Raw genomic sequence first — 21,206 nt, 5'->3', positions numbered from 1 at the left:
AGATAGGCCGCCATGGGTATCGGAAGCCATGGCCAGGGGTTGTTCGCCTGCGGCGGTGAGACCAGCAGCGGGGTGATCAGCATTCCGAGGTAGATCATCCACCAGGCGGTCATCGGCCGGTGCCGGCAGATCGCCACCGGGGCCGCGCAGGCCGCGCCGAGCAACACCGTCAGCTCGGTCGGCGCGTCGTAGACGGTGGCGAGCATCCCCACGTTCATCGCGAACATGAAGCAGGCCACCATCCAGGACGCGGCGGCCGGCACTCTCGTCAGCCGGAGGGTGGGCCGGGCGGCGGCCGGGGCCGCGGTGTCGGTCGCGTCCGGGGGGAGGTCGCGCAGCATCCCACCACGTTAGCCCGCGCTCCCCCCGGGGGGATTCGCCCTGCGGCCGATCTTCGGCTTCCCTCCCCGGTATGACCTGCGGGTCGACTGGCCCCCAGGTATGAGGTCGTCAGCGGAGGACGGCGAGCACGGCAGGCACACGAGCCGCCCGTTGACGACGGCTACCTCGGATCGGCCACCCGGTCCGGGGTAGCCGATGATCGTTTCGTGATACCGGCGGCTCACCCCGAGGTTGGCTCCGTGGTGTGACGCCCGCCGCGGGAGCCACTGCCTAGCGTCGGATCCGTGGACGACAACGGAAACACGAAGAGCAGAAGAACCTTCGGGCGGCTGGCCGCCGTACTGACCGCGCTGGGCGTCGCCGTCGCCGGGCAGGCCGCGGCGACGGCCGAAGGCGCTGCCGCCTCAACGGGGCGGAAAGCGCTGGACGGGGTCTGGCGGGCCGACGGCTACAGCACGATCTTCAGGATCGACCAGGGGCAGCTCACCTCTTTCGACACAACGGCGATCAGTTGCCTTCAAGGGCTGCTCGCGGCGAAACAGACCGCGGAAACGCGCGACTCGGCGTCCTTCACCGCGGATAAGGGCTTCCGGCAGCTCACCATCCACGCGCAGGGGCCCGGCCGGGCGCGGCTGCGGTATCTGGGCGGCGCGGGAGCCATCGAACTGCGGAGACTCCCCGGCCTTCCCGGGACCTGCGCCACATCCACCCCCAGCGACCCGGTGAAGGTGTTCGACATCTTCTGGGCGACCTTCGCCGAGAACTACCCGTTCTTCGCCGCCAAGGGCATCGACTGGCAGGCCGTTCGGAACCGGTACCGACCCAGGGTCGGTCCCGGCACCGGGGAGGCGGAGCTGTTCGCCGTACTGCGGGACATTCTCAAGGAGCTCGGCGACGCGCACACCGCCCTCCTCGCGGGTGAGAACCAGTTCTCCAGACCACTGCGACCGCGCACCAGGCAGCTGGAGGGGGTACCGGCCTTCCTGGCCTTCAACAAACGGGTCCAGGAGTTCATCGAAAAGCACGACACCGGCAAGCCCCTGAAGACGTGGGGGCAGGGAGTGATCGGTTACGCCGATCTACCGGATGGGCTGGGTTACCTGCGGCTGGCCGCGTTCGACGGTTACGCCGCAGGCGGGTTCACCCGCAATTCGGCTGAGCTGAACCGTGCACTCGATGAGATCTTCACCAGGGCGCGCACCTCGGGTCCCAACAGGTTGCGCGGCCTCATCCTCGATGTCCGGGTCAACCTGGGCGGCTACGACGCGCTCGGCCTGCAACTCGCCTCCAGGCTCACCGGCAAGCCCTACCCGGCCTACGCCAAACAGGCCCTCAACGTTCCGGGCGACCCGCCCGGGTTCACCCGGGCCCAGCGGCTGCGGGTACGGCCGGCCACCGCACCGACGTACACGGGTCCCATCGCTCTGCTCACCAGCAGCCTGACCATCAGCGCGGGAGAGACCTTCACCCAGGCCATGATGGAGCGCACTCCCAGGCCCGAGCGGATCGGAGAGAATACCCAGGGGGCCTTCTCCGACTTCCTGTGGCGGACGCTGCCCAACGGGTGGAGTTTCGCGCTGCCCAACGAGCGCTTCCTGACCAGGACCGGGACCGCCTTCGATGTGACCGGTATCCCGCCGCACCTCACCACTCCCGGCGTCTTCAGCGACAAGGAACTGAACGGCGGCCATGACGCCGCCTTCGATAAAGCCCTCTCCTACCTCCGGCACCAAGGCCGGGCCCACCTTCGCCCCGGACAGATCCGCCACCCGGCTCGAACGGTCCGCTAACGATCGTCGTCCCAGCAACCCCAGATGAATCCAGCGCGCTTCGGGGCACTCCAACGCCGTCCGAGGACACAGCCTGGCGGCCGGGACATGGGTTTCAGGAGGGCCGACATGTGATTTGACGGTCGTTTCGTGGGCGACGGCAGGAGCCGGGAAGCAGTCGGCGGGGCCGCCATTCACGCGCAAGTGAGCAACAAGCGGCGGTTGGGAGCCTGGCCTGGTTTCAGGTGTTTCCGAAGGAGGACCCGTGCGCTTACGAAGATCGCTCCTGGCCGCCACGATCGCGCTGCTCGCTCTGATCTGCGTGCCCGCCCTGCCGGCCCAGGCGTACCCGGTACAGGGCGACCTGCCCTGGTCAGTGCTGCTGTGCAAGTTCGCCGACCGTCCGGAGGAGCCCAAACCTCCGCAGTTCTTCCGGGAGCTGTTCACCGACGAGGGCAAGGGCCTCGGCGGGTTCGCCGACTACCTGGCCGACCAGTCGGGCGGCCGGACGAGCGTGGCGGGAACGGTGGTGAAGGGCTGGTACACGATGCCCTTCACACTGGAGCAGGCCAGGACCAAGAGCCGGTGGCAGAGAATCGAGGACTGCGTGCAGACGGCCGCCGCCGCCGGCTACACCGTTCCGTCCAATCACTGGACCGCCGTCATGATCAACGCCCCGGTGGACTCCGGCAGCTGGGGAAAGCGGGTGCTGCTGGACCCGCTCGCCTGGAACCTCGGCTTCGCCACCCACGAGGTGCTGCACGGCTACGACAGGGACCACTCCTTCTCCGACGACCCCACTTTCCGTCTGGTCGACTGGGCACAGATCGGCGAGTACGACGACCAGTGGGACATCATGAGCGCCATGCACATCCACAGGTACGAGACGGAGAGGTTCGGGACCAGCGCGGTCGGCCTCAACGGTCCCACCCGTGACGAGATGGGCTGGCTGGAGCCGCACCGGATCGTCACGCTCGGCGCGGACGGTGTGGCGAGCCGGACCGTGCGCCTCGTATCGCTGGACCAACCCAGCAAGATCGGCACGCAGATGGTACGCGTCCCGTTCGACGTAGCCGACCCGTTCCACTACTACACGGTGGAGTTCCGCAAGAAGACCGGCCAGAGCGCCGGCATCCCCGCCGACATCGTGCTCCTGCACGAGGTCAAGAACGGCGTGTCGTACCTGCTGAAGGACCGGATAACGCGCAATCCCGTGACCTCGCTGAACACCAACGGGGTCAGCGTCTCGATCGACTCCGTGGGGCAGGACGAGGCGGTCGTCACGGTCAGCACCGGTATCACGCAGAAGTGCCTGGACGGCTACGTCCACCGCAAGGCGACGCACGACGACCTGGTGTGCGTGACACCGGCCGTCTATGAGCAGACCCAGGCCGACACCGCGGACGCCTCCAACTGGGAGGAGAACGGCAAGTGCATCCTCTCGTACACGCGGCGACTGGCCACGCCGTCTGACAAAGTGTGCGTGCCCTCCAGCACGCGCCGTCAGGTGGTCTCCGACAACGCCACCGCCGCCTCGCGGATCAACCCGGCCAGGCTCGTCCTGGGGCCCAACGCCTGCAAACCGGGCTACGTCTGGCGGGGAGCCGACAGCTTCGACCAGGTCTGCGTCACCCAGGAGATCCGCGACCAGGTGATCGCCGACAACATGATGGGGGCCGGTCGCTGGACGGACCCGTACGGGTCGCGCACCTGCATCCAGGGCTACGTCTGGCGTGAGGCGTTCGCCGACGACAACATCTGCGTGACACCCGACCGGCGCGAACGCGCCCTGCGTGACACGCACACCTCCTGGGAGCGGGTCCTGCGCCCAGCGGGCTAACCCGGCAAGCCGACCAGGTGTGGTTCGACGCCGGACACCATGACGACCAGTTCGGCATTCAGCCAATGGTCATGGGATGCCGCCGCAGCGAGAATGGGCCGGGAACGGCTTTCCATTCCCCGCGGTGCCCCCTGTCTCAAATGGGGCACCCTGGGATGAAGTTTTTAGAGGGCGTCCGGTGTTCGGGCTCCTGCTGCGTTCGGCGCGTCAGGCGGTCAGCACGGATTCGATGAGCGGACAGGTCGCCGGGGTACGGCCACTGCTCAGCTTCGGTGTACCGTCCGGCGCGTCGGCCGCCCAGACCTGTTGGGGCATCTGGTACTGAGGCCGGCGCGGGGGAGTACGGGTGCCGATGCTTACCTTCATGTTGACCGGCACCGTACTGGTCGTGGTGCGTGTGCCTGCCACCGGGGCGGCACTGCTGCCCACCGCCTGAACCGTCGGGGCGGTCGATCGCCCACCCGGCTTTACTGAACCTGAAAGCTCGACGTGACACACGAGCATGCCTCTGAACTGCAGCGACAGGAAGTCTCCAGGTAGCGCCCGCCTTTGATCGTGTCAGTACAGCGGCATCGGCGACTGGCTCATGTGATGGGGCCCTGCTCGTGTACCGCATTCAGCGGTGTTCACCCGAATACCTTCCGATCCGTATAAAGCAGCGAAAACGATCCTCGTGAGGATCTGGAAGAGGTTTCGCCACCTCGTTTTTCGTAAATATCTTGATCTTGTATGGTTCGACGCGCCAGATCAGCGTATTACGGCGACACGAAGACGGTGTGACTGTATGCGCATGCGTCGGAACAGTACGCCAAGATTGCCCTGCCTTTTGAAAGGCGTAGAGGGAATTCAGAAAGGGAGACATGGAGTTTCGCGTACTCGGACCGGTGGGGATCTGGCGTGACGAGCGATTCGTGTCAATCGTCGGGCAGAAACAGCGGACCCTGCTGGCAGTCCTGGTGCTGAACGCGAACCGCGTGGTCTCACATGATCGACTGCTGGTCGCGCTGTGGGGAAGTGCCGTCCCCGCCTCCGGACGGCGGCTACTCCACAACCATCTGTGGTCCCTGCGCCGTCTACTGGGTGATATCGCCGCTCTCGCGAGCTCACCCACGGGGTACGCGTTACAGATCCCCGCCGGTTCCTCAGACCTTGACGTCTTCGACACCAAAGTGGAACAGGCTCGGACAGCCTTGTCCGCAGGTGATGCCGTACAGGCGGCGGAGCGGTTCCGCGAGGCCCTGTCGCTCTGGCGTGGTCCTGCGCTCGCCGGTACTCACCCCGAGTTCCAGCTGACCGAAGGTCCTGGATTGGAAGAACGGCGGATCGTCACTCTCACCGAGCGAATCGACGTCGATCTCGCCCTGGGCGGGAACTCGGAACTCATCGCCGAGCTGAGGCGATTCGTTGCCGAGAATCCACTGCATGAAAAATTCCGCGGCCAGTTGATGCTCGCCCTCTACCGTGCGGGGCGGGCAGCGGAAGCGTTGAAGGAATACAGGCTCGCGCATCGGTACTTCCGGAACGAGTTGGGGCTGGAGCCGGGAGAGGACCTGGCCGGCCTTCATCAGGCGATTCTCTCGGCTGATCCGTCACTCGATCCGGAGCCAAGGCATCTCGAAACGTCTGCCGCTCCACGCTCGCTGCCGATTCCCCGCCAGTTGCCCTCCGACATCGCCCGCTTCACCGGTAGGAAGGACGATCTGCGGCAACTGGACCTGATGCTGTCCACGGGCGAAGGCGGTATCCCGGCGATGGTGATCACCTCCATCGCCGGTACGGCGGGAATCGGGAAGACCGCGCTCGCGACACACTGGGGACACCGGGTGGCCGGACTGTTTCCCGACGGGCAGTTGTACGTGAACCTTCGCGGCTATTCACCGGGGCAGCCCGTAGCGGCGGCACAGGCACTGCATCGCCTCCTGCGTGGGCTGGGCGTGGCGGCGGAGGAGATTCCGCAGGAGGCGGACGAGCGAGAGACCCTCTACAGGTCGCTCCTGGCCAACCGGCGGGTCCTCATCGTTCTCGACAACGCGGCGAGTCCCGACCAGGTCCGTCCGCTGCTCCCCGGCTCACCGTCATGCAAGGTGGTCATCACCAGCCGGGACTCCTTGCGAGGGCTCTGGGTCACCCACGATGTTCGCGGTATGACTCTCGGCGTCCTCTCGGCCGATGAGGCGAGGGACCTGCTCGTCGCCATCCTGGGAACCGAGCGAACCCGCGGAGAAGCCGAGGCCCTGTCACAACTGGCCCGGCTCTGCGGTCACCTGCCCCTGGCGCTCCGCCTGGCCGCTGCTCACCTCGCAGGCCAGCCGAGCCTGTCCATCGACGACATGGCGGCAAGGCTCCGGGATGAGAACCCACTGGTCGTCCTGGACATGGGAGAGGATCCACACACCGGGGTCCGCGCCGCTTTCGAGCTTTCCTACCGAGCGTTACCCGAAATCGCTCGGCGGGTCTTTCGGCTGATGGGCTTCCATCCCGGACCCGACATCGGCGTCGACGCCGTTCTGGTCCTGGCGGGTCTGCCTTCCAGCGAGGGGCGAGCGGCGATCGACAGGCTTGTCGCAGCCCACCTGATCCAGCGAGGGGACGGGGGACGGTTGGCGATGCACGATCTGGTGCGTGTCTACGCGCGCGACCGCAGCGATCAGCACGACCCGGCCACTGATCGCCGCAACGCGTTGTCACGTCTGTTCGAGTGGTACCTGCACACGGCCGACGAGGCTATGAACTCCATCGATCCCGGGCGGCTTACCATGCTGCACGACGTTTCCCCCGAGGCTCGTGTAGGCAAGAAGTTCACCCAATCCGATGACGCCTCGGAATGGCTGGAAGCCGAATATCAGTCACTGGTGGCCGTCATCGGTCACTGCTCATCGTATGGATGGCCTGTCCATGCTTGGAAAATGGCGCGTACCCTGTCGCGCTTCTTCTATTTTCAAGATCGTATAGAGGATTGGGTACTCAGCCACGAGCAGGCTCTGACCGCGGCCCGGACACTCGGGGACCGGCGGGCGGAAGCCGAGGTGCTGGGCTCGTTGGCGTACGCCAACGTGTTCGCCGGAAACCATGAGAAGTATCTGAATCTGCAGTGGCGTGTCCTGGAGTTGTGCCAGGCCGCAGGGAATCGCAAGGGTGAAGCGAAGGCTCTCTGTGACGTTGGTTATGGCCTGCTCCGCATCGGCCGATTACCTCAGGCCATCGAAGCCTGCCTGCGGTCCCTGGAAGTCGAGAAGGCGACCGGTGCCCGGCCCAGCGCAACTGGGGGGCTCTACCGCCTGGCAATAGCGTACAAGCAGGTGGGGAGGCTGGAAGAGGCACTTGGTTGTCTGCGTGAATGCCTGCTCCATGTGCGGGAGGAAGGAGATCGCCGCAACGAGAACGAGGGATACATTCTCATCCATCTGGGTGAGGTCCAGAATGGGCTCAGCCACGCGGAGGACGCGTTGAGGTCCCATCTGGAGGCTCTCGGAATTGGCCGGCAGGCTGGGAACTCCCGTCTTGAGGCGGACGCTCTCAACAACCTCGGCCGAGGGTATCGGCGACTGGGCCGCCACCTGGAGGCCGTCGAACATCACGAGAAAGCCCTCGTGCGGGCAAGAGAGCTGCGTAACCGGGAGCTCGAATGCGAGGTTCTCATTGCCCTGGGACGCACTTTTCTTGTGATGGGAAACCACGGCGACGCCCTGGATAACCATCAGGCCGCCTTGAAGTTGTCCGTGGACATCAAGTACGTCTACTTCGAAGGTCACGCGCACAAAGGCCTTGCCGAGGTGCTGGACGGTCTGGGGCGAGAAGAGGAGGCGAGGGTTCACCGGAAGGAGGCCCTCACCCTCTTCGCGCGAATGGGGATTCCCCAAGTCGCGGTCATCGAACGATCGGCGGTTCTTTGAGATGGCGGCCCGGTCGTGAGTCGCTAGGTTGACGGATTCGGTACCGCGATATCAGACACAGGCCTGGAGTGCGCGGGTCGCGGCGGTCCGGTTTACCAAGATCGCGACAATATGACAGACAAGATCAACAGTGCTGTCCAGCATGCTTGCGGTGATCATCTCTGGCCGGTTCTTCCTTTGTCGCGCCCGGCCGTACTGTCCTCCCAAAACTGGAGGTATCGGTGGGATCTTCCCTACCACGCCGCCCATTCACGCCGCCCAGGCGGCGTGGATCATCCAAACGAACTCCTTTCACCGTCGTGACCGTGTCGACCCTGGCAGCCTCACTTCTGGTAGCGGGTGGCACCCTGCCCGCCCAGGCTGACCCGAAACCGAACGCCGTGCCCGCCGCGCCCGTCGCGCCCGTCGCGACGCCCTTCCCGCGCCCTGAGGATCCGGACGCCGCGCTCCGGGCCGGTATCGAGGAGGCCAGAAAGCAGAACAAGCCCGTCGAGGTGGAGGCCGCCGGTACCGAGAAGTCCAGATCATGGGCGAATCCCGACGGCACCATCACCATGCAGTCCTACGCGGGCCCGGCCAGGGTCAAGCAGGCCGACGGGTCCTGGGCGTGGATCGACACGACCCTGCTGGAACGCGACGGCGTCCTCAAGCCCAAGGTCGGCAGGGCCGACATCGCCTTCTCGCAGGGAGGCGACGGCAAGGCGTTCGCGTCCATGGAACGTGAGGAGAAGGGACAGCGGTTCGCGCTGGACTGGCCGACCTCCCTTCCCCGTCCGGAGGTGACCGGCAACGTCGCGCGCTATGTCGACGCGGCCGGCACTGGCGCGGATCTGGTGCTCACCGCCCTGCCCACGGGCTTCCGCCACGACGTGGTGTTGCGCGAGAAGCCGAAGGGCGACGTGGAGTTCCGCATTCCGGTGCGGACCGAGGACCTGAAGCTCACGGAGTCCAAGGATGGCCGACTGAGGCTGACCGATGCCAAGGGCAAGGCGGTGGCCGAGGCGCCGGCGCCGATCATGTACGACAGCACGGAACCGGACACCACCGGTAAGGGACTTCACAGGTCTGGTGCGATCGACACCCGAGTGGTCACCGAGAACGGTGAATCGGTGCTCGTTCTTAAACCCGACGCGGCCTTCCTGTCGGACCCGGCCACCGTCTACCCGGTCGTGGTGGACCCCACCACGACGCTCACCCTTCAGACCGACACGTTTCTCCACTCCAACTACACGGGCTACGACCAGCCTGGCAGCACCTCGCTGAAAGTCGGTGGTGAGACCTGGCGTCCCAGCGGCAGCACGGCGACCGTCATCGACTACAACCGATCCCTGCTCAAATTCGACACCACGTCCCTGGTCGGCAGGGCGATCGCCAGTGCCCAGTTGGAACTGTGGGCGCCCGGCGGTTCGCGGTGCGACGTCTACGGCGGTGGCCTGAAGGTTTCGCGCCTCGGCGGTGCGTGGACGGCCGGCCAGGTCACTTGGGCCAACCAGCCCAGCATGGTGGAGAGCGGATCCCAGCTCCAACTCTGTCCGGCGTACGCCGATGGTGTCTACCCCAGGACGTTCACTTGGGCGATCAAGGACATCGTCAGCAGTTGGGCGGGTGGCACCTCCAACCACGGCTTGCAGGTCCGCATTGCGAACGAATCGATGACCTGGGGACAGAACGGCGCGATCGAGTTCCACTCAGCTGAGAAAACCGGGACCGATGCTCGCCCGCCGAAGCTGACCGTTGACTACATGCTGCCGCCTGAGATCCCCACGGTCACGGCGGAGTCCATCGACTCCACGGACGGCAACGACGCGATCACGCGCAGCACCAGTGTCAAGGTCGGTTTCAAGTCCAGCGTCGCCGAGGCCACCAACCTCGACTACACCGTGACAGTCAACGACTCCACCATGGGCACCCCGCCGGCGATCCCGACGGGCGAGACCGCGTACTGGAAGTTCGACGAGGCCTCCGGCACGACGGCGACGGACTCGTCCGGCGGGGGATTCCCCGCGACCCTCAAGGGCGCCGCGAGCCGTGACACCGGTCAGCTCGGCAAGGCACTGAAACTGGTCAACGACCAGTTCACCGATCCCAACGACGCCTACGCCGTCACCACCAAACCGGTCCTGAACACCAACCAGAGCTTCTCGGTCAGCGCCTGGGCACGCCTCGACGGCAGCACTGGCGATCACACCGTCGTCAGCCAACTCGGTAACACCCAGTCCGGATTCGAGCTCGTCTACAGCGAGTACCAGCAAAAGTGGTGGTTCGCCATGCCCACCGCCGACGTCACCCCCACCACCAAGGTGGTTCTCGCCTCCGACAGGCCCGCCCAGATCAATACCTGGACCCACCTGGTCGCGGTCTACGACGCCACCGCGCAGAAACTACGCCTGTACGTGGACGGGCGGCTGGCGGGGGAGAAGGCCCACACCAGCACGTGGAACGCCCGGAGTAACTTCCAGATCGGGCGCACCAAGGTGGACGGTACCTTCTCCGACTACCTCAACGGCGCCATCGACGACGTCCACGTCTACAGCCGTGTCCTGACCGACTCCGACGTCCGAGCCCTGCACGGCTCACCCACCGCCACCACCCACAACGGCATTCCCTCCGGCCAGGTCATCGACAAGATCTTCGCCCTCGACAACCCCGCCAGCTTCAAATTCGTGGTGAAAGCCTGCCGCAGCGGCGTCACCCCGCCTTCCTGCAACGAGAGCCCGGCCTACCGCATCACCAGCGACGCCCCGATGCTGCCCACCGACACCGAGACCGGCATGGCCGACCCGACGCGGCCGATTCTGTCGGGCATGGTTAACCGCCCCTCGGGTGGTCCGGTCACCGCCAAGTACTTCCTCTACAACAGCAGCGGTGCCCCCGTCGGCTCCAGCCCGCTCGGCGAGCGTAACGTCAACGGCGGCGAACGGGCCTCTTTCCAGCTCCCCGAGAACACCGTCCAGGCGGGTGGGACCTACACCTGGCAGATGCAGGCATGCGCCTTGGAGATCTGCACCGCCAAGACCGCCCCGGTCAGCTTCACCACCCCGGGCACCCCACCGGACCCCCCGACCGAAACCGTCAACCACCTGACCCTGCTCAAGGACAACTTCGTCTTCAAAACGGCGAAGGTCGATCCCACCGCCTGCGATGGTTCGCCTTGTATGGTGACCGACTCGACCACCATGCAGATCGGCGGCAGCGGCACCGACAAGACGGTAGCGGTGATCGGGTTCAAGCTCGACGAACTCCCCGATGGCGCGGGTGTGTCGGAAGGCATCCTCAAACTCGGCACCCCGACCTGTCCGGCCGGGACCTGCCCGGCGGACGCGATCATCACGGCCACCCCATTGAAGAGCCAGGTCACCGGTGAGACCAAGGGGCCGGATCTGGCGGGTGACGCAGACACCAGCACCACGCCTTACTCCCTGCCGTTGAGTGGTCCGCAGGCGGACATTGCCGGCAGTGAGTATCAGTGGCTGATGCTCACCTCCAACAAGGACGAGGTCATCACCTTTGGCGATACGGCTGCGGCCGAGCAGTCTTCACTGGCGCTCACTTACCTTCCGGCGGGGCCGCCGAGCAAGGTACTCAACCTCACCACCCAGGGAGGTGACGCCAGTGCGATTGCAAGTTGGGGGTTGCCTGAGAGCAACGGTGGCATCGCCATGCTGGAGGGTTACGACGTTGAGGTGACCGACGGTGGTGGCGCCGTCGTCAAGACCCTCGACGTCAAGGACCCATGGGTAGCCATTACCGGACTGGCGAACGAAACTACCTACACCGTGCGAGTGCGGGCCAAGACCGCGTTCGGTGTCGGAGGCTGGGAGACGGCCTCGGTTACGACGAAGGCTGTCCCACCGCCACCCGTGCGGGGCGGAAGCGGAGGCGCGACGTGCGTCCCGTTCTTGGATTCCCGCTCCACGAGCTCAACTGCGAACGCGGAGTCAGGAGCTCAGGCTTACATCGACAGGGTGAAAGCGTATTACCAGGCTCAGGACGCTGTTCTCGAAGGCCGAGCCAATACCATCTGGGATGCACCAGGGGTGACCGCTGATGCACCCAGCACAGCCAAGCTATCTCTGCTCAACGCGGAGTTGGTACATGCGAAAACCGCCATGGATGAGACCGGCACCGTTCAGTCGGGCTCTGTTGTGGAGATCCCAAGCGCTGTCGTCCAGGCGTTGCCCGATGGCACGGTACGAGTGACTGCGGAGGTCAAGCGCAGCTGGATTGAACAGACCTCGACTATGTCGGCACCGGCGAAGGCAGTCAGGTCGGCTGCGGGTACTCCTGGCCAAGTCGAGCCGAGCGAAGCCATAATCGACATCTTCGTTTTCGACCGTTGCGGTGGTACGACAATCATCCAAGTGCCGCTCGAAGTCGAGCAGGACTCGACAGACTTCTATTACGATGAAGAATGGGAAGCGTACCTCTCGACAGGTCTTATCCCAGGCGAGACCGTTCCGCTGGCTACTACTCAATCACAGACGAAGGTGGATGCTGCCAACGCCGTATCGGGTGAGTGTGACGCCAACCCGGAAGATGGAAACCATGGCAAGGATGGCTCATGGGTCAAGGAGAAGCCTGGATATAGTCAATACAAGCTTCTAAAAAAGCAGAGGCATCCCACCACAAGGATCTTATGGAAGGGCTGGCAGCTCCACGCTGAGGCGCGTTCTATCTGGTGCCACCCGAATGGTGAGGATTACTCATCCCTTACCACGGAGACCTGGAGGATCCCAAGATTTATTAACTATGTTCGGGTCTACACGATCGGTCCGTGGAAACTCAGGACAAATGATGAACTTGCCGAGTACAAATATATCCTTAATAATCTCGTTATTAAATCTGCCGGAGAGGCTTGCTTTAATATAGAGAAAGATGGTATCACGGCTGGAATTAGTGTCGCGATTGACACGGATAAGGTGGGGACTGCAGGAGTTCACTTAGAAGTAAACGGATCTGTCGAAACAACCTGTAAGCCCTACGAAAAGGTAGGTCCTATAAAGCCAACTAATCCCAACCCGGACGATATATTCCGCCTCAAAGCAGTCTGGACGAAGAAGACATCAAAGGCCGAGTGCTTCGAGGGTCCTACGAGCCGGTGTGAGTTGATCGGCTATCAGCATCGCTTCGAGCCAGAGGTTACGTTTTGCCACCATGTCACCGCGAGGGTCGCCGATTGCTCCGAATGGATTCCTGATCCCTATTACAGTTGGTGGCACGACTTCCTGGGCCGAAAGAATGGAAGCGGCTAGAGCAGGCTGATCGTTAGATGATGGGCGGGGTCGCGAGTAGAGTCACTCGCGGCCCCTTGGGGCCTGAATTCCCTTACGCGTGCAAGGACTAGCTGAGAGAGATTTTGAATGGCTCCTGTGGGAAGACGTAAAACTTTGCTGATTCTGGCTGTAGTAAGGAATACATTCCTTATTTTGGGAACACTCCTGACCCTCGCTGGAGTGGGCCTTATACTCTTCGACCCTCCTTCCTTCTATTGGAGTTCGCGCATGGCGTCCACTCCCGATTCACTTGTCTTGATTGCTCTGAGTAAGCCCTTTAGTCTTGTGCTCGGCGGGTTGGGTATGATGCTCGGTAGTATCGCAGCAGCTATCGGGTGTCTATCTATAATTAATTCCGCGACGCAAGCCAATCCGGCCGTGAATCAATAGGTTCTTAGGGGTGTTTTTTAAGTCTCTTGCGCATATAAGCCGAGTGGCCGGAGGGTGAGATTCTCTCCGGCTGCCTGGTCGCTTAGAGGGCGATCCCGGGTTGGCATATAAATTATAGGGGCGGGGAAAATTTTGGCGCACGATAAGAAATCAAGGGCAGAGCAGCTCGCGCACTGGTTTCGTTGTGCGTGGCCTTCCGCCACAGGTGGCGCGGCTGGTAGACCATCCGCAGGTACGCTCAGTGAAGATCGTGGATATCGCTATGAGCGACTGATCGATCTCACCACGCAACGGAGTACTGACCTGTCGAAGAGATATGTCCTCATGGATCGAACACCGTCGCCGGGAAGCCGTGCGCCACAGAAAAAGCGGCACCCGGCCGCTGGAGCAGTCGGGTGCGTATGGTATTCAGGCGAGAAAGGAAGGCCAGCGGCTGCAGTAGGTCGTGCTCGCCTGTGAACTGCAGGCCTACCTGCACTGACGCAATGCACACGCTGACCACTCCGTTGTTCTTGTCGCGCAACGCCTGCACACGTATTGGACAGTAACAACGCCGAGGCCGACCCGAACCGTGGACAACATGACCAAATCCGGTAAACGCTTGCGATCACCACGCTAGCCTGAGGGGCCTAGATTGGAGCGAATGCGATGTCGATGTTGAAGAGGGATCTGCTTCCTCTCGTCCTCGGTGTGTCGAAGCTCGGGGTCCGGCGGCCTCCGCGACGCGGGGAGGTTGTGCCGATCGCCCGGTGGCGGGACGTAGAGGTTGGACTGGGGGCTGTCCTGTGCCTGCGCCACAGGAATGACGGGATGCTGGCGTCCGAACTCTTGGTGGCCGCCAAAGACCGGACGGCTGGTTGGACTTCCCTGGACGTCGATTCGGGTTCGGCGGGTTACCCCGACGTCTTTTCCGGAAATCTTGCGGCTTCGGAAGAGGTCGTGAATATCGGGTCCTCTGAAATGTGGATCTCCGAGCCTGATCTGAATGGTGGTGAAGGGGCTCCGCTCCGTCTCTTTGAGGTTGCCGTCGGGGAGTCGATTGAGAAGATCACATGCTCTGTGGACGGCAGGGTCGTCGAGCAGGAGATATCTCCGCTTCGAATTGCTTTGATCGGTGTATGGTCAGACCAGCCGGCCACCTTCCATACCTACAGCAGGGGAGGCGTGCGGTGCGAGCTTCCGGTGAGGGTTTCATTCTTCGAATGACTCGTGGTATTCACCGAGGAGCGAGTCGGCCCCGAAGGGTACGACCCGTCCGGGCTGCCGTTCCCGAGTGCATTTCGACAGGCGGCGTCGGGGATTTCCTGCCTCATCTGGCGGACGTGGTGGAGCGGGCAGATCCTGCTGCGGAGCTGGAGAGCACATCACAAGATCAGCGACAGAGCCGAACCTTCCTCACACCTGTCGAGTCAAAGCCGGCATGAACAAGATTCAGAAGCTTGCCCTCTTGACCGCACTGCCCGTCGCCGCGGCTCTGATGGCGCTCCCCGCCCAGGCCGCGGAGCGCCCCGCCTGCCCGGTCCCGACCAAGGCGGAGGCGAAGCGGTCCTTTGACAGCAAGACCGACAATCCGCCCAGGGGCGTCACCGCCATCAAGGGGGTCCGCGTCAACCACATCCCGAAGGGCTTCACGTACGGCCAGGTCGTCGTCAACAAGCACGATGGCATCACCGAGTACGGCTACCAGTGGAGTGACGACCGCTCCGACACGGATCCCCGGCAGCGGTCGCTGTGGGTCAGGGTGGTGTGCTGGCCGAAGGCGAGCGAGCCGGCGCAGCTCAAGAACGCACCGTTCGGCATCGGAACGTTCTCCGGTGACACGAAGACCGTGAAGATCGGCGGCCGTCAGGTACTCACCCAGGTGGGTGACGGTGCGCTGGGCCACGGCCGGTATGCGGGCTGGGTCGAGCGCGAGGGCGTCGTCGTCACCGTGATGGCCAGCCGGCCCCTCGTACCCGAGCTGGCGAAGATCATCAAGGGCATCAAGCTCTGAGCCGGCCGACCCCGCCTAATGCGACGTTCCTCACCGGAAGTACAGATCCACCCCGGTCCTGGCATCAGGAAGGCAGGGCCGACGATCCCGGCTTCCCCGCAGCGCGTTCGCAACCTCCGATGAGGAACGGAGCACTAAGGCTGTTGCTTCCATGATCACCTCGTGCCGGTCATGATCAGGATCGAGAATTAAGTACCTGCGGTGTGTGGAGGGAACGTGATGTACCCCGAACCCGGGGCGATTCACAGTCGGCCACTGTGCGGCGGCGGCGCTCATCCCGAACACGCACACCTCACCCATCCGGTGAAGTGCCGGCGCAGGAAGAAGCCGGTCTCCGCCCGCGTGTCGCCCTTGTCAGCGCGGGAGCCCGGCACCCCGGATGACCGCCGTCAGCAGACCCTTGACCTCGGTGGCGTCGTAGGCATCTCGATCAAAGGGGCCGAGTAGTACGGGTCCGTCGCTGGGATCGTCAGGGAGGCGACCGTGGCTTCCGCGCACCGGGGCCGGATCGAGCGGCACCACCGGCATCGTGTAGCGGAAGCCGAGCCGCTTGCGGGCCAGCGCCAGGCCCGCGCGGACTTTCACGAGCGGGTCGGCGGGATCCATGAACAGCTCGGCGGGGTCGTAGCCAGGTTTGCGGTGGATGTCCACGAGCCGGGCGAAGTCGGGCGCCCGGTCGTCGGAGAACCAGTAGTAGTAGGTGAACCACGCGTGCGGCTCGGCGACCGCGACGAGCTCGCCCGCGCGCTCGTGGTCAAGCCCGTACTTGGCCTTCCCCGCCTGGTCGAGGACCTCGTCCACGCCGGCCAGGTCGGCGATCACGTCGCGGGCCCGGCGCAGGTCGGCGGGGTCGCGCACGTACACGTGGGCGATCTGGTGGTCGGCCACCGCGAAGGCGCGCGACGTCCACGGGTCGAGGTACTCCATTCCCGCCTGGGTGTGGACCTCAAGCAGCCCGGCCGAGCGCAGCGCCCGGTTGATGTCGACGGGCGTCGTGGCGTTGGTGATGCCGTACTCCGACAGCACCACCACTGTGGCGTCCTCGGCCAGGAGCGGAGCCAGGGCGGCGTCCACCGCCTGGGCCGCCCTGACGGCCTCCGGCCCGTCCGGGCCGTACCGCTGCAGGTCGTAGTCGAGGTGCGGGACGTAGACCATGAGCAGGTCGGGCCGCTCCTCGTGCAGGATGTGGCGGGCCGCGGCCACGATCCACCGGGAGGAGGCGATGCCGGCGTTCGGTCCCCAGTAGCTGAACAGGGGGAACGGGCCGAAGCGGCTTTCGAGGTCGTCATGCAGTGAGGGTGGCCGGGTGTAGCAGTCGGGTGACTTGCGGCCGTCGGCGTGATAGATCGGGCGCGGTGTGACGAGCAGGTCGCTGGCGGCTCCCATGGCGTACCACCAGCAGACGTTGGCGGTGCGCAGGCTGGGCACGGCGTCCCAGAGTTGGCCGCCCTGGATGAGCGCGTTGTGCTGGCGCCAGAGGAGCACCTCGCCGAGGTCTCTGAAGTACCAGCCGTTGCCGACGATGCCGTGGTCGCGCGGCATGGCGCCGGTCAGCAGGGTGGCCTGCATGGAGCAGGTGACGGCGGGCAGGACGGGCCGCAGCGCCGCGGCTGCGCCGACCTTCGCGACGCCCGGCATGTGGGCCAGCAGCCGTGGGGTCAGGCCCACCACGTTGATCACAACCAAGGGCGGCATCACAGCTCCTTGAGTCCGAGTACGGCCAGTTCCCGGCGCGTCCAGTCGAGTTCGGCGGCGATGCCCTCGGCGAGGTCCACCGGCGCTGCGGGCAGTACGTTCCAGGTGTAGGTCTCCACCTCGACGTGCCGGGTCAGAGGGGAGCCGCCGCCGAGCAGGGCGCGCAGCAGCTCCTTGAGGTAGGGCGCGGTGGTGGTGAGGGGCGGCGGCGGTGTGATGTGCAGCGGCATGTGGAAGTGCACCCGCCAGGTCTCCTCGGTGGGCAGGGCGCCGGCCAGGGCCGCGTCCAGGTCGTCCACGGCTCCGGACGCCGCACGGGTCTGGTGGAGGAAGCGGTTCTCGTCGAACGCGGCCAGTACCGCCTGGCTGCCCGGTGGCGACTCCAGCGCGCAGGACGCCTGGAATTTCACGATCGGAAGCCTCAGTTCTGCGGCGTTCGCGGCCGGTTCGAAGCCCACTGCCAGGTGGCAGGCGTCCAGGCAGACGCCGAGGTGGTCGCGGTCCACGTCTCGCAGCAGCCACGCCGCCTGTGCGGTGGTCTCCACGATGCAGCCGGGTTCGGGTTCGAACCCCAGCCGGATCAGCTTGCCGGTACGGTCGGCGAGCACGCGCAGCCCCTCCGCTACGGCGTCCACGTTCGCCATGGCCGTCGCAGCGCTGTCCGCCGTCCACTCGGTGCGCCAGGTGAGGGGGAGGGTCGAGATCGTGCCCTCGGTGACGTCGTCCGGCAGCAGGCGGGCAAGGATCTCTGCCAGATCGAGCGTGTAACGCACCCGCTCGCGCGATGTCCAGTCCGGGAAGTAGACCCGGTATTTCACGACCTCGTGGTGAAAGCCGCGATAGGGGAAGCCGTTGAGCGTCACCACCTCCAGCCCGAGCCGGCTGAGCAGGGCGCGGAGCCGTACGAGCTCGGCGGCGTCGGTGATCAGCGACCGCGCCGCCTCATGGGGCAGCCACAGCCCGATCCCGAGCCGATCGACGCCGAGCAGGTCCCGCACCCGCGCGGCGAAGCCGGTGAGTTGCGCGTGGATGCCGGGCAGGTCCTCGGCGGGGTGGACGTTGGTGCAGTAGGCGAGGTGGACGGTCGAGCCGTCGGGATGCCGGAAGCGCATGCGTTTCAGCCCCGCCTGATCGTGTTGCCCGCGAAGTCCGGCTCGGCAGAGCGCGCATCAGGAATGTGGGCCGGCTCGCCGGATGCCGCGCCGATATCGAGCCGCCCGCTCTGCCTGTAGAAGGCGACGGGGTTGCGCCACAGGACCTGGTCCACGTCGTCCGCGGTGAACCCGGCCGCGAGCATGGCGTCGGCGACCTCGCGGGTCTTCAGCGGATCGCTGCGGCCCCAGTCGGCGGCCGAATTCACCAGCATCCGCGCCGTGCCGTACTCCCTGAGGATCGCCACCATCCGGTGCGGGTCCATCTTGGTGTCGGGATAGATCGAGAATCCCATCCAGCAACCCGACTCCGCGACCAGGCCCACAGTCGGCTCGTTGAGGTGGTCGACGAGCACCCGCCCCGGCGCCGTCCCCGAGGCGCGGACGACGTCGAGCGTGCGCCGGGTGCCCGCTACCTTGTCGCGGTGCGGCGTGTGCACCAGGACGGGCAGGTCGCTGTCGGCCGCCATCGCGAGCTGGGCCTCGAAAGCGTGCTCCTCGGCCGGGGTCATCGAGTCGTAGCCGATCTCGCCGACCGCGACCACGGAGTCCTTGAGCAGATAGTTCGGCAGTTCGGCGAGCACGTCCGTGCACCGCGGGTCGTTCGCCTCCTTGGGGTTGAGCGCGAGCGCGCAGTGGTGCCGGATGCCGTACTGCGCGGCACGGTACGGTTCCCAGCCGAGGAGCCCGTCGAAGTAGTCGAGGAAGCTGCCGACGTTGGTGCGCGGCTGCCCCAGCCAGAAGGCGGGCTCGACCACCGCCCGCACCCCTGCGGCGCGCATCCGCTCGTAGTCGTCGGTGGTCCGGGACGTCATGTGAATGTGGGGGTCGAAGATTCGCATCAGAGCCTCTCCAGCACATCTCGGGGAACCGGTCGGCCCGCGGCCCGCCGCTCGGCGGCGTGATCCGCGAGCATTCTGGCGAGCTCGGTGTCGAAGCGTCGGTCGAGCCCCGCGACGGACGCGAGCGGGATCGACAGGAAGACGCACTTGAGCACGCCGTGACGGAAGGCGTGGTCGTCCAGCCATCGTGAGCCATAGGGGCCGAGCGCGGCGGCGACCAGCCTGGCGTCGTTGGTGCGCAGCGCGTCCTCGACCAGCGGAACGGCGGCCGCGCCGACCGCGAGTTCGGGCAGGGCGTCCAGGATCGCCAGCCGCTCGCCGGTGTCGCCGCGCCGGTAGAGCTCGCCGATCACGGCCGGGTTCCCGCGCAGCGCGGTCAGCAGCGCGTGTCGCGCGCCGGGTCCGCCGCGCCGCCCGGCCTGCGGGAACAGCAGCCGCGCCGACTCAGGGGCGGCCTTCACCTGCTGTACAGCCTGCGCCGTCCACTCCTGCTCGCTCATACGCCCTCCTCAGGAAGTCGATGGACCTGCGGGCCACCTCGGGGGCGGCGTGACCGTGCCGGGCGAGTTCGACCGCGACCAGGCCCCGGTAGCCGTCGAGCGCGGCGAGCACCGGTGGGAAGTCGATCTCACCCGCGCCGAACTCCAGGTGCTCGTGGACGCCCCGGCGCATGTCTTCGATCTGCACGTGCGCGAGGTACGGCAGTGCCCGCCGCACGCACTCGGGGACGTCATACGGTTCGAGGCACCGGCAGTGGCCGATGTCCAGGGTGAGCCCGAAACGGTGATGGCCGCCGAGCAGGCGGCGCAGCCGCTCGTACCCGGCGAGGTCCGCCACGAGCATCCCCGGCTCCGGCTCGAACCCCAGCGTGACCCCGACACGGTCGGCCTCGTCGAGCAGCCGTTCGCACCAGCGGACCAGTCGCGCCCATGCCTCCGCTTCGGGGACCTCGGCGGGTCGCACGCCGCTCCACAGATGCACCACGGGAGCGCCCAGGTCGGCGGCGATCCGCAGTGCCCTGCTCAGGAGATCGGCCCGCCGTGCCGCGCCGGCGTCGTCGTCCAGCAACGTCGGGTGGTGTTTGCGCCACGGATCCAGCGTGTAGCGCCCGCCGGTCTCGACGACCGCGCCGAGGCCGAGCGCATCGAGTCGCTTGGCGATCAGCGCCACCTCGTGCGCCGATCCGGCGGCGTAGGGGTCGAGATGGCCGTGGTCAAGGGTGATCGCCGCCCCGTTGTAGCCGAGGTCGGCCAGGATCGCGAGTGCCTCGGGAAGCCGGTGGTCGGAGAAGCCGTTCGTGCAGTAGGCCCAGTTCACGACGTCGCTATCCGGGCCGAGAGCCACTGGCCTGCGGGCATCGCCGCCAGCAGCGCGCAGGCCTGCGCGAGCCGGCCCCGTCCCGCGACGCCCGCCGCCTGGAGCGGGATCAGGCCGAGGATGCCGAGCCGTACGGCGTGCCGTACCTGGTCGGGGTCCGGACTGGCCCGCAGCCCGGCCTGCGCACCGGCGGTCAGGGCGGCATAGCCCACGAGCAGCGCGACCGCGGCGGCCCGGTCATGCGGTGCCGGAGCGTCGGCGCGGTGCGACGCGGGCACCGGGAAAGTGGCGTTCCCGGGACACGGCCCGTTCGGCGATGCCGGGTGACGGCCCCCTCCCAGGCAGCTCAGGGCAGCCAGCCCGGCCGCGGCCGCGCTCGCCGCCAGCGCACCGTTGATCGTTCCTCGGTGCGCCCCCTTCACCTCCGCGCGGCCCAACAGGCTGATCCCGTAGGTGTGCGCGCCGATCGCCAGGGCCATCAGCCCACCGGTCCCGGCGCGCTCGCCCGTGCCGAGCAGCACGTCGAGCGCTCGGCAGGCGGCCATGGCCGCGGGTCCCGCGGCCGTCCGCTTGAGCCCGAGGTCGTACGCCCACACGGCGCCCGCGAGCCGGCGCGAGGCGTCCGAGAAGCTGAAGAACGCGGCGAGGGTCGGCTCGGCCGTCACCCGGGTCTGGTATCCGGCCAGAATGTCCTTGACGAC

General features: G+C 65.9%; 12 protein-coding genes and 2 pseudogenes. 6 read left to right on the top strand and 8 right to left on the bottom strand.

What is annotated here, in order from left to right; all coding sequences use genetic code 11:
- Nucleotides 1–341: pseudogene (locus ABZ260_RS22125) on the bottom strand (hypothetical protein); the annotation flags it as partial.
- A gap of 285 nt (nt 342–626) precedes the next feature.
- Here ABZ260_RS22125 and ABZ260_RS22120 point away from each other — a divergent pair.
- From ABZ260_RS22120 to ABZ260_RS22105, 4 genes are all read left to right on the top strand, one after another.
- Nucleotides 627–2,132: a S41 family peptidase gene (locus tag ABZ260_RS22120; protein WP_355620616.1), complete on the top strand. Its 1,506-nt coding sequence runs from the start codon at nt 627–629 to the stop codon at nt 2,130–2,132.
- 244 nt (nt 2,133–2,376) lie between these two features.
- A complete protein-coding gene (locus ABZ260_RS22115; RefSeq protein WP_355620613.1) occupies nt 2,377–3,951 on the top strand; it encodes a hypothetical protein in 1,575 nt (524 codons plus the stop codon).
- An 860-nt stretch (nt 3,952–4,811) separates the two neighbouring features.
- Nucleotides 4,812–7,844, top strand: a complete 3,033-nt coding sequence (locus ABZ260_RS22110) for a BTAD domain-containing putative transcriptional regulator (protein WP_355620610.1) — start codon at nt 4,812–4,814, stop codon at nt 7,842–7,844.
- Between the two features lie 305 nt (nt 7,845–8,149).
- A complete protein-coding gene (locus ABZ260_RS22105) occupies nt 8,150–13,096 on the top strand; it encodes a LamG-like jellyroll fold domain-containing protein (protein ID WP_355620607.1) in 4,947 nt (1,648 codons plus the stop codon).
- A gap of 733 nt (nt 13,097–13,829) precedes the next feature.
- Here the strand turns inward: ABZ260_RS22105 and ABZ260_RS22100 are convergent.
- Nucleotides 13,830–14,039 carry a hypothetical protein gene (locus ABZ260_RS22100; protein WP_355620604.1) on the bottom strand — a complete coding sequence of 70 codons (210 nt, stop codon included), beginning with the start codon at nt 14,037–14,039 and terminating at the stop codon, nt 13,830–13,832.
- Nucleotides 14,040–14,155: 116 nt separating this feature from the next.
- Here ABZ260_RS22100 and ABZ260_RS22095 point away from each other — a divergent pair, with 116 nt between their 5' ends.
- Both ABZ260_RS22095 and ABZ260_RS22090 read left to right on the top strand, forming a co-directional pair.
- The gene (locus tag ABZ260_RS22095) at nt 14,156–14,713 is read left to right on the top strand and encodes a hypothetical protein (RefSeq protein ID WP_355620601.1); all 558 of its coding nucleotides are present in this window, start codon (nt 14,156–14,158) and stop codon (nt 14,711–14,713) included.
- A 241-nt stretch (nt 14,714–14,954) separates the two neighbouring features.
- Entirely contained in the window at nt 14,955–15,500 is a 546-nt protein-coding gene (locus ABZ260_RS22090) for a hypothetical protein (protein WP_355620598.1), read from the top strand.
- 354 nt (nt 15,501–15,854) lie between these two features.
- Here ABZ260_RS22090 and ABZ260_RS22085 read toward each other — a convergent pair whose 3' ends face one another.
- The 6 genes and pseudogenes from ABZ260_RS22085 to ABZ260_RS22060 form a co-directional block, all read right to left on the bottom strand.
- Nucleotides 15,855–17,195 carry a nucleotide pyrophosphatase/phosphodiesterase family protein gene (locus tag ABZ260_RS22085; protein WP_355620595.1) on the bottom strand — a complete coding sequence of 447 codons (1,341 nt, stop codon included), beginning with the start codon at nt 17,193–17,195 and terminating at the stop codon, nt 15,855–15,857.
- Complete coding sequence (gene eboE, locus ABZ260_RS22080; protein ID WP_355620592.1) at nt 17,195–18,307, bottom strand: metabolite traffic protein EboE; 1,113 nt, start codon at nt 18,305–18,307, stop codon at nt 17,195–17,197. Before eboE ends, ABZ260_RS22085 begins: the two co-directional genes overlap by 1 nt.
- Before the next feature lie 5 nt (nt 18,308–18,312).
- Nucleotides 18,313–19,188, bottom strand: coding sequence for a TatD family hydrolase (locus ABZ260_RS22075; protein ID WP_355620589.1), 876 nt, complete (start codon nt 19,186–19,188; stop codon nt 18,313–18,315).
- On the bottom strand, nt 19,188–19,688 hold the full coding sequence (locus tag ABZ260_RS22070) for an EboA domain-containing protein (RefSeq protein ID WP_350916628.1): 501 nt from the start codon (nt 19,686–19,688) through the stop codon (nt 19,188–19,190). Before ABZ260_RS22070 ends, ABZ260_RS22075 begins: the two co-directional genes overlap by 1 nt.
- Complete coding sequence (locus tag ABZ260_RS22065; RefSeq protein WP_355620586.1) at nt 19,633–20,505, bottom strand: sugar phosphate isomerase/epimerase family protein; 873 nt, start codon at nt 20,503–20,505, stop codon at nt 19,633–19,635. Before ABZ260_RS22065 ends, ABZ260_RS22070 begins: the two co-directional genes overlap by 56 nt.
- Nucleotides 20,502–21,206: pseudogene (locus ABZ260_RS22060) on the bottom strand (hypothetical protein); the annotation flags it as partial. The gene ABZ260_RS22065 and the pseudogene ABZ260_RS22060, both read right to left, overlap by 4 nt.

Origin of the sequence: Streptosporangium sp. NPDC006013 (assembly GCF_040614275.1) — a bacterium.
GTDB lineage: Bacteria > Actinomycetota > Actinomycetes > Streptosporangiales > Streptosporangiaceae > Streptosporangium.
This window is presented reverse-complemented; position numbering and strand designations above follow the sequence as displayed.

Coding starts and splice junctions, on each gene's coding strand:
- ABZ260_RS22110 (WP_355620610.1), top strand. CDS start 4,812: ATGGAGTTTCGCGTACTCGGACCGGTGGGGATCTGGCGTGACGAGCGA.
- ABZ260_RS22095 (WP_355620601.1), top strand. CDS start 14,156: ATGTCGATGTTGAAGAGGGATCTGCTTCCTCTCGTCCTCGGTGTGTCG.
- ABZ260_RS22085 (WP_355620595.1), bottom strand. CDS start 17,195: ATGCCGCCCTTGGTTGTGATCAACGTGGTGGGCCTGACCCCACGGCTG.
- eboE (WP_355620592.1), bottom strand. CDS start 18,307: ATGCGCTTCCGGCATCCCGACGGCTCGACCGTCCACCTCGCCTACTGC.
- ABZ260_RS22075 (WP_355620589.1), bottom strand. CDS start 19,188: ATGCGAATCTTCGACCCCCACATTCACATGACGTCCCGGACCACCGAC.
- ABZ260_RS22070 (WP_350916628.1), bottom strand. CDS start 19,688: ATGAGCGAGCAGGAGTGGACGGCGCAGGCTGTACAGCAGGTGAAGGCC.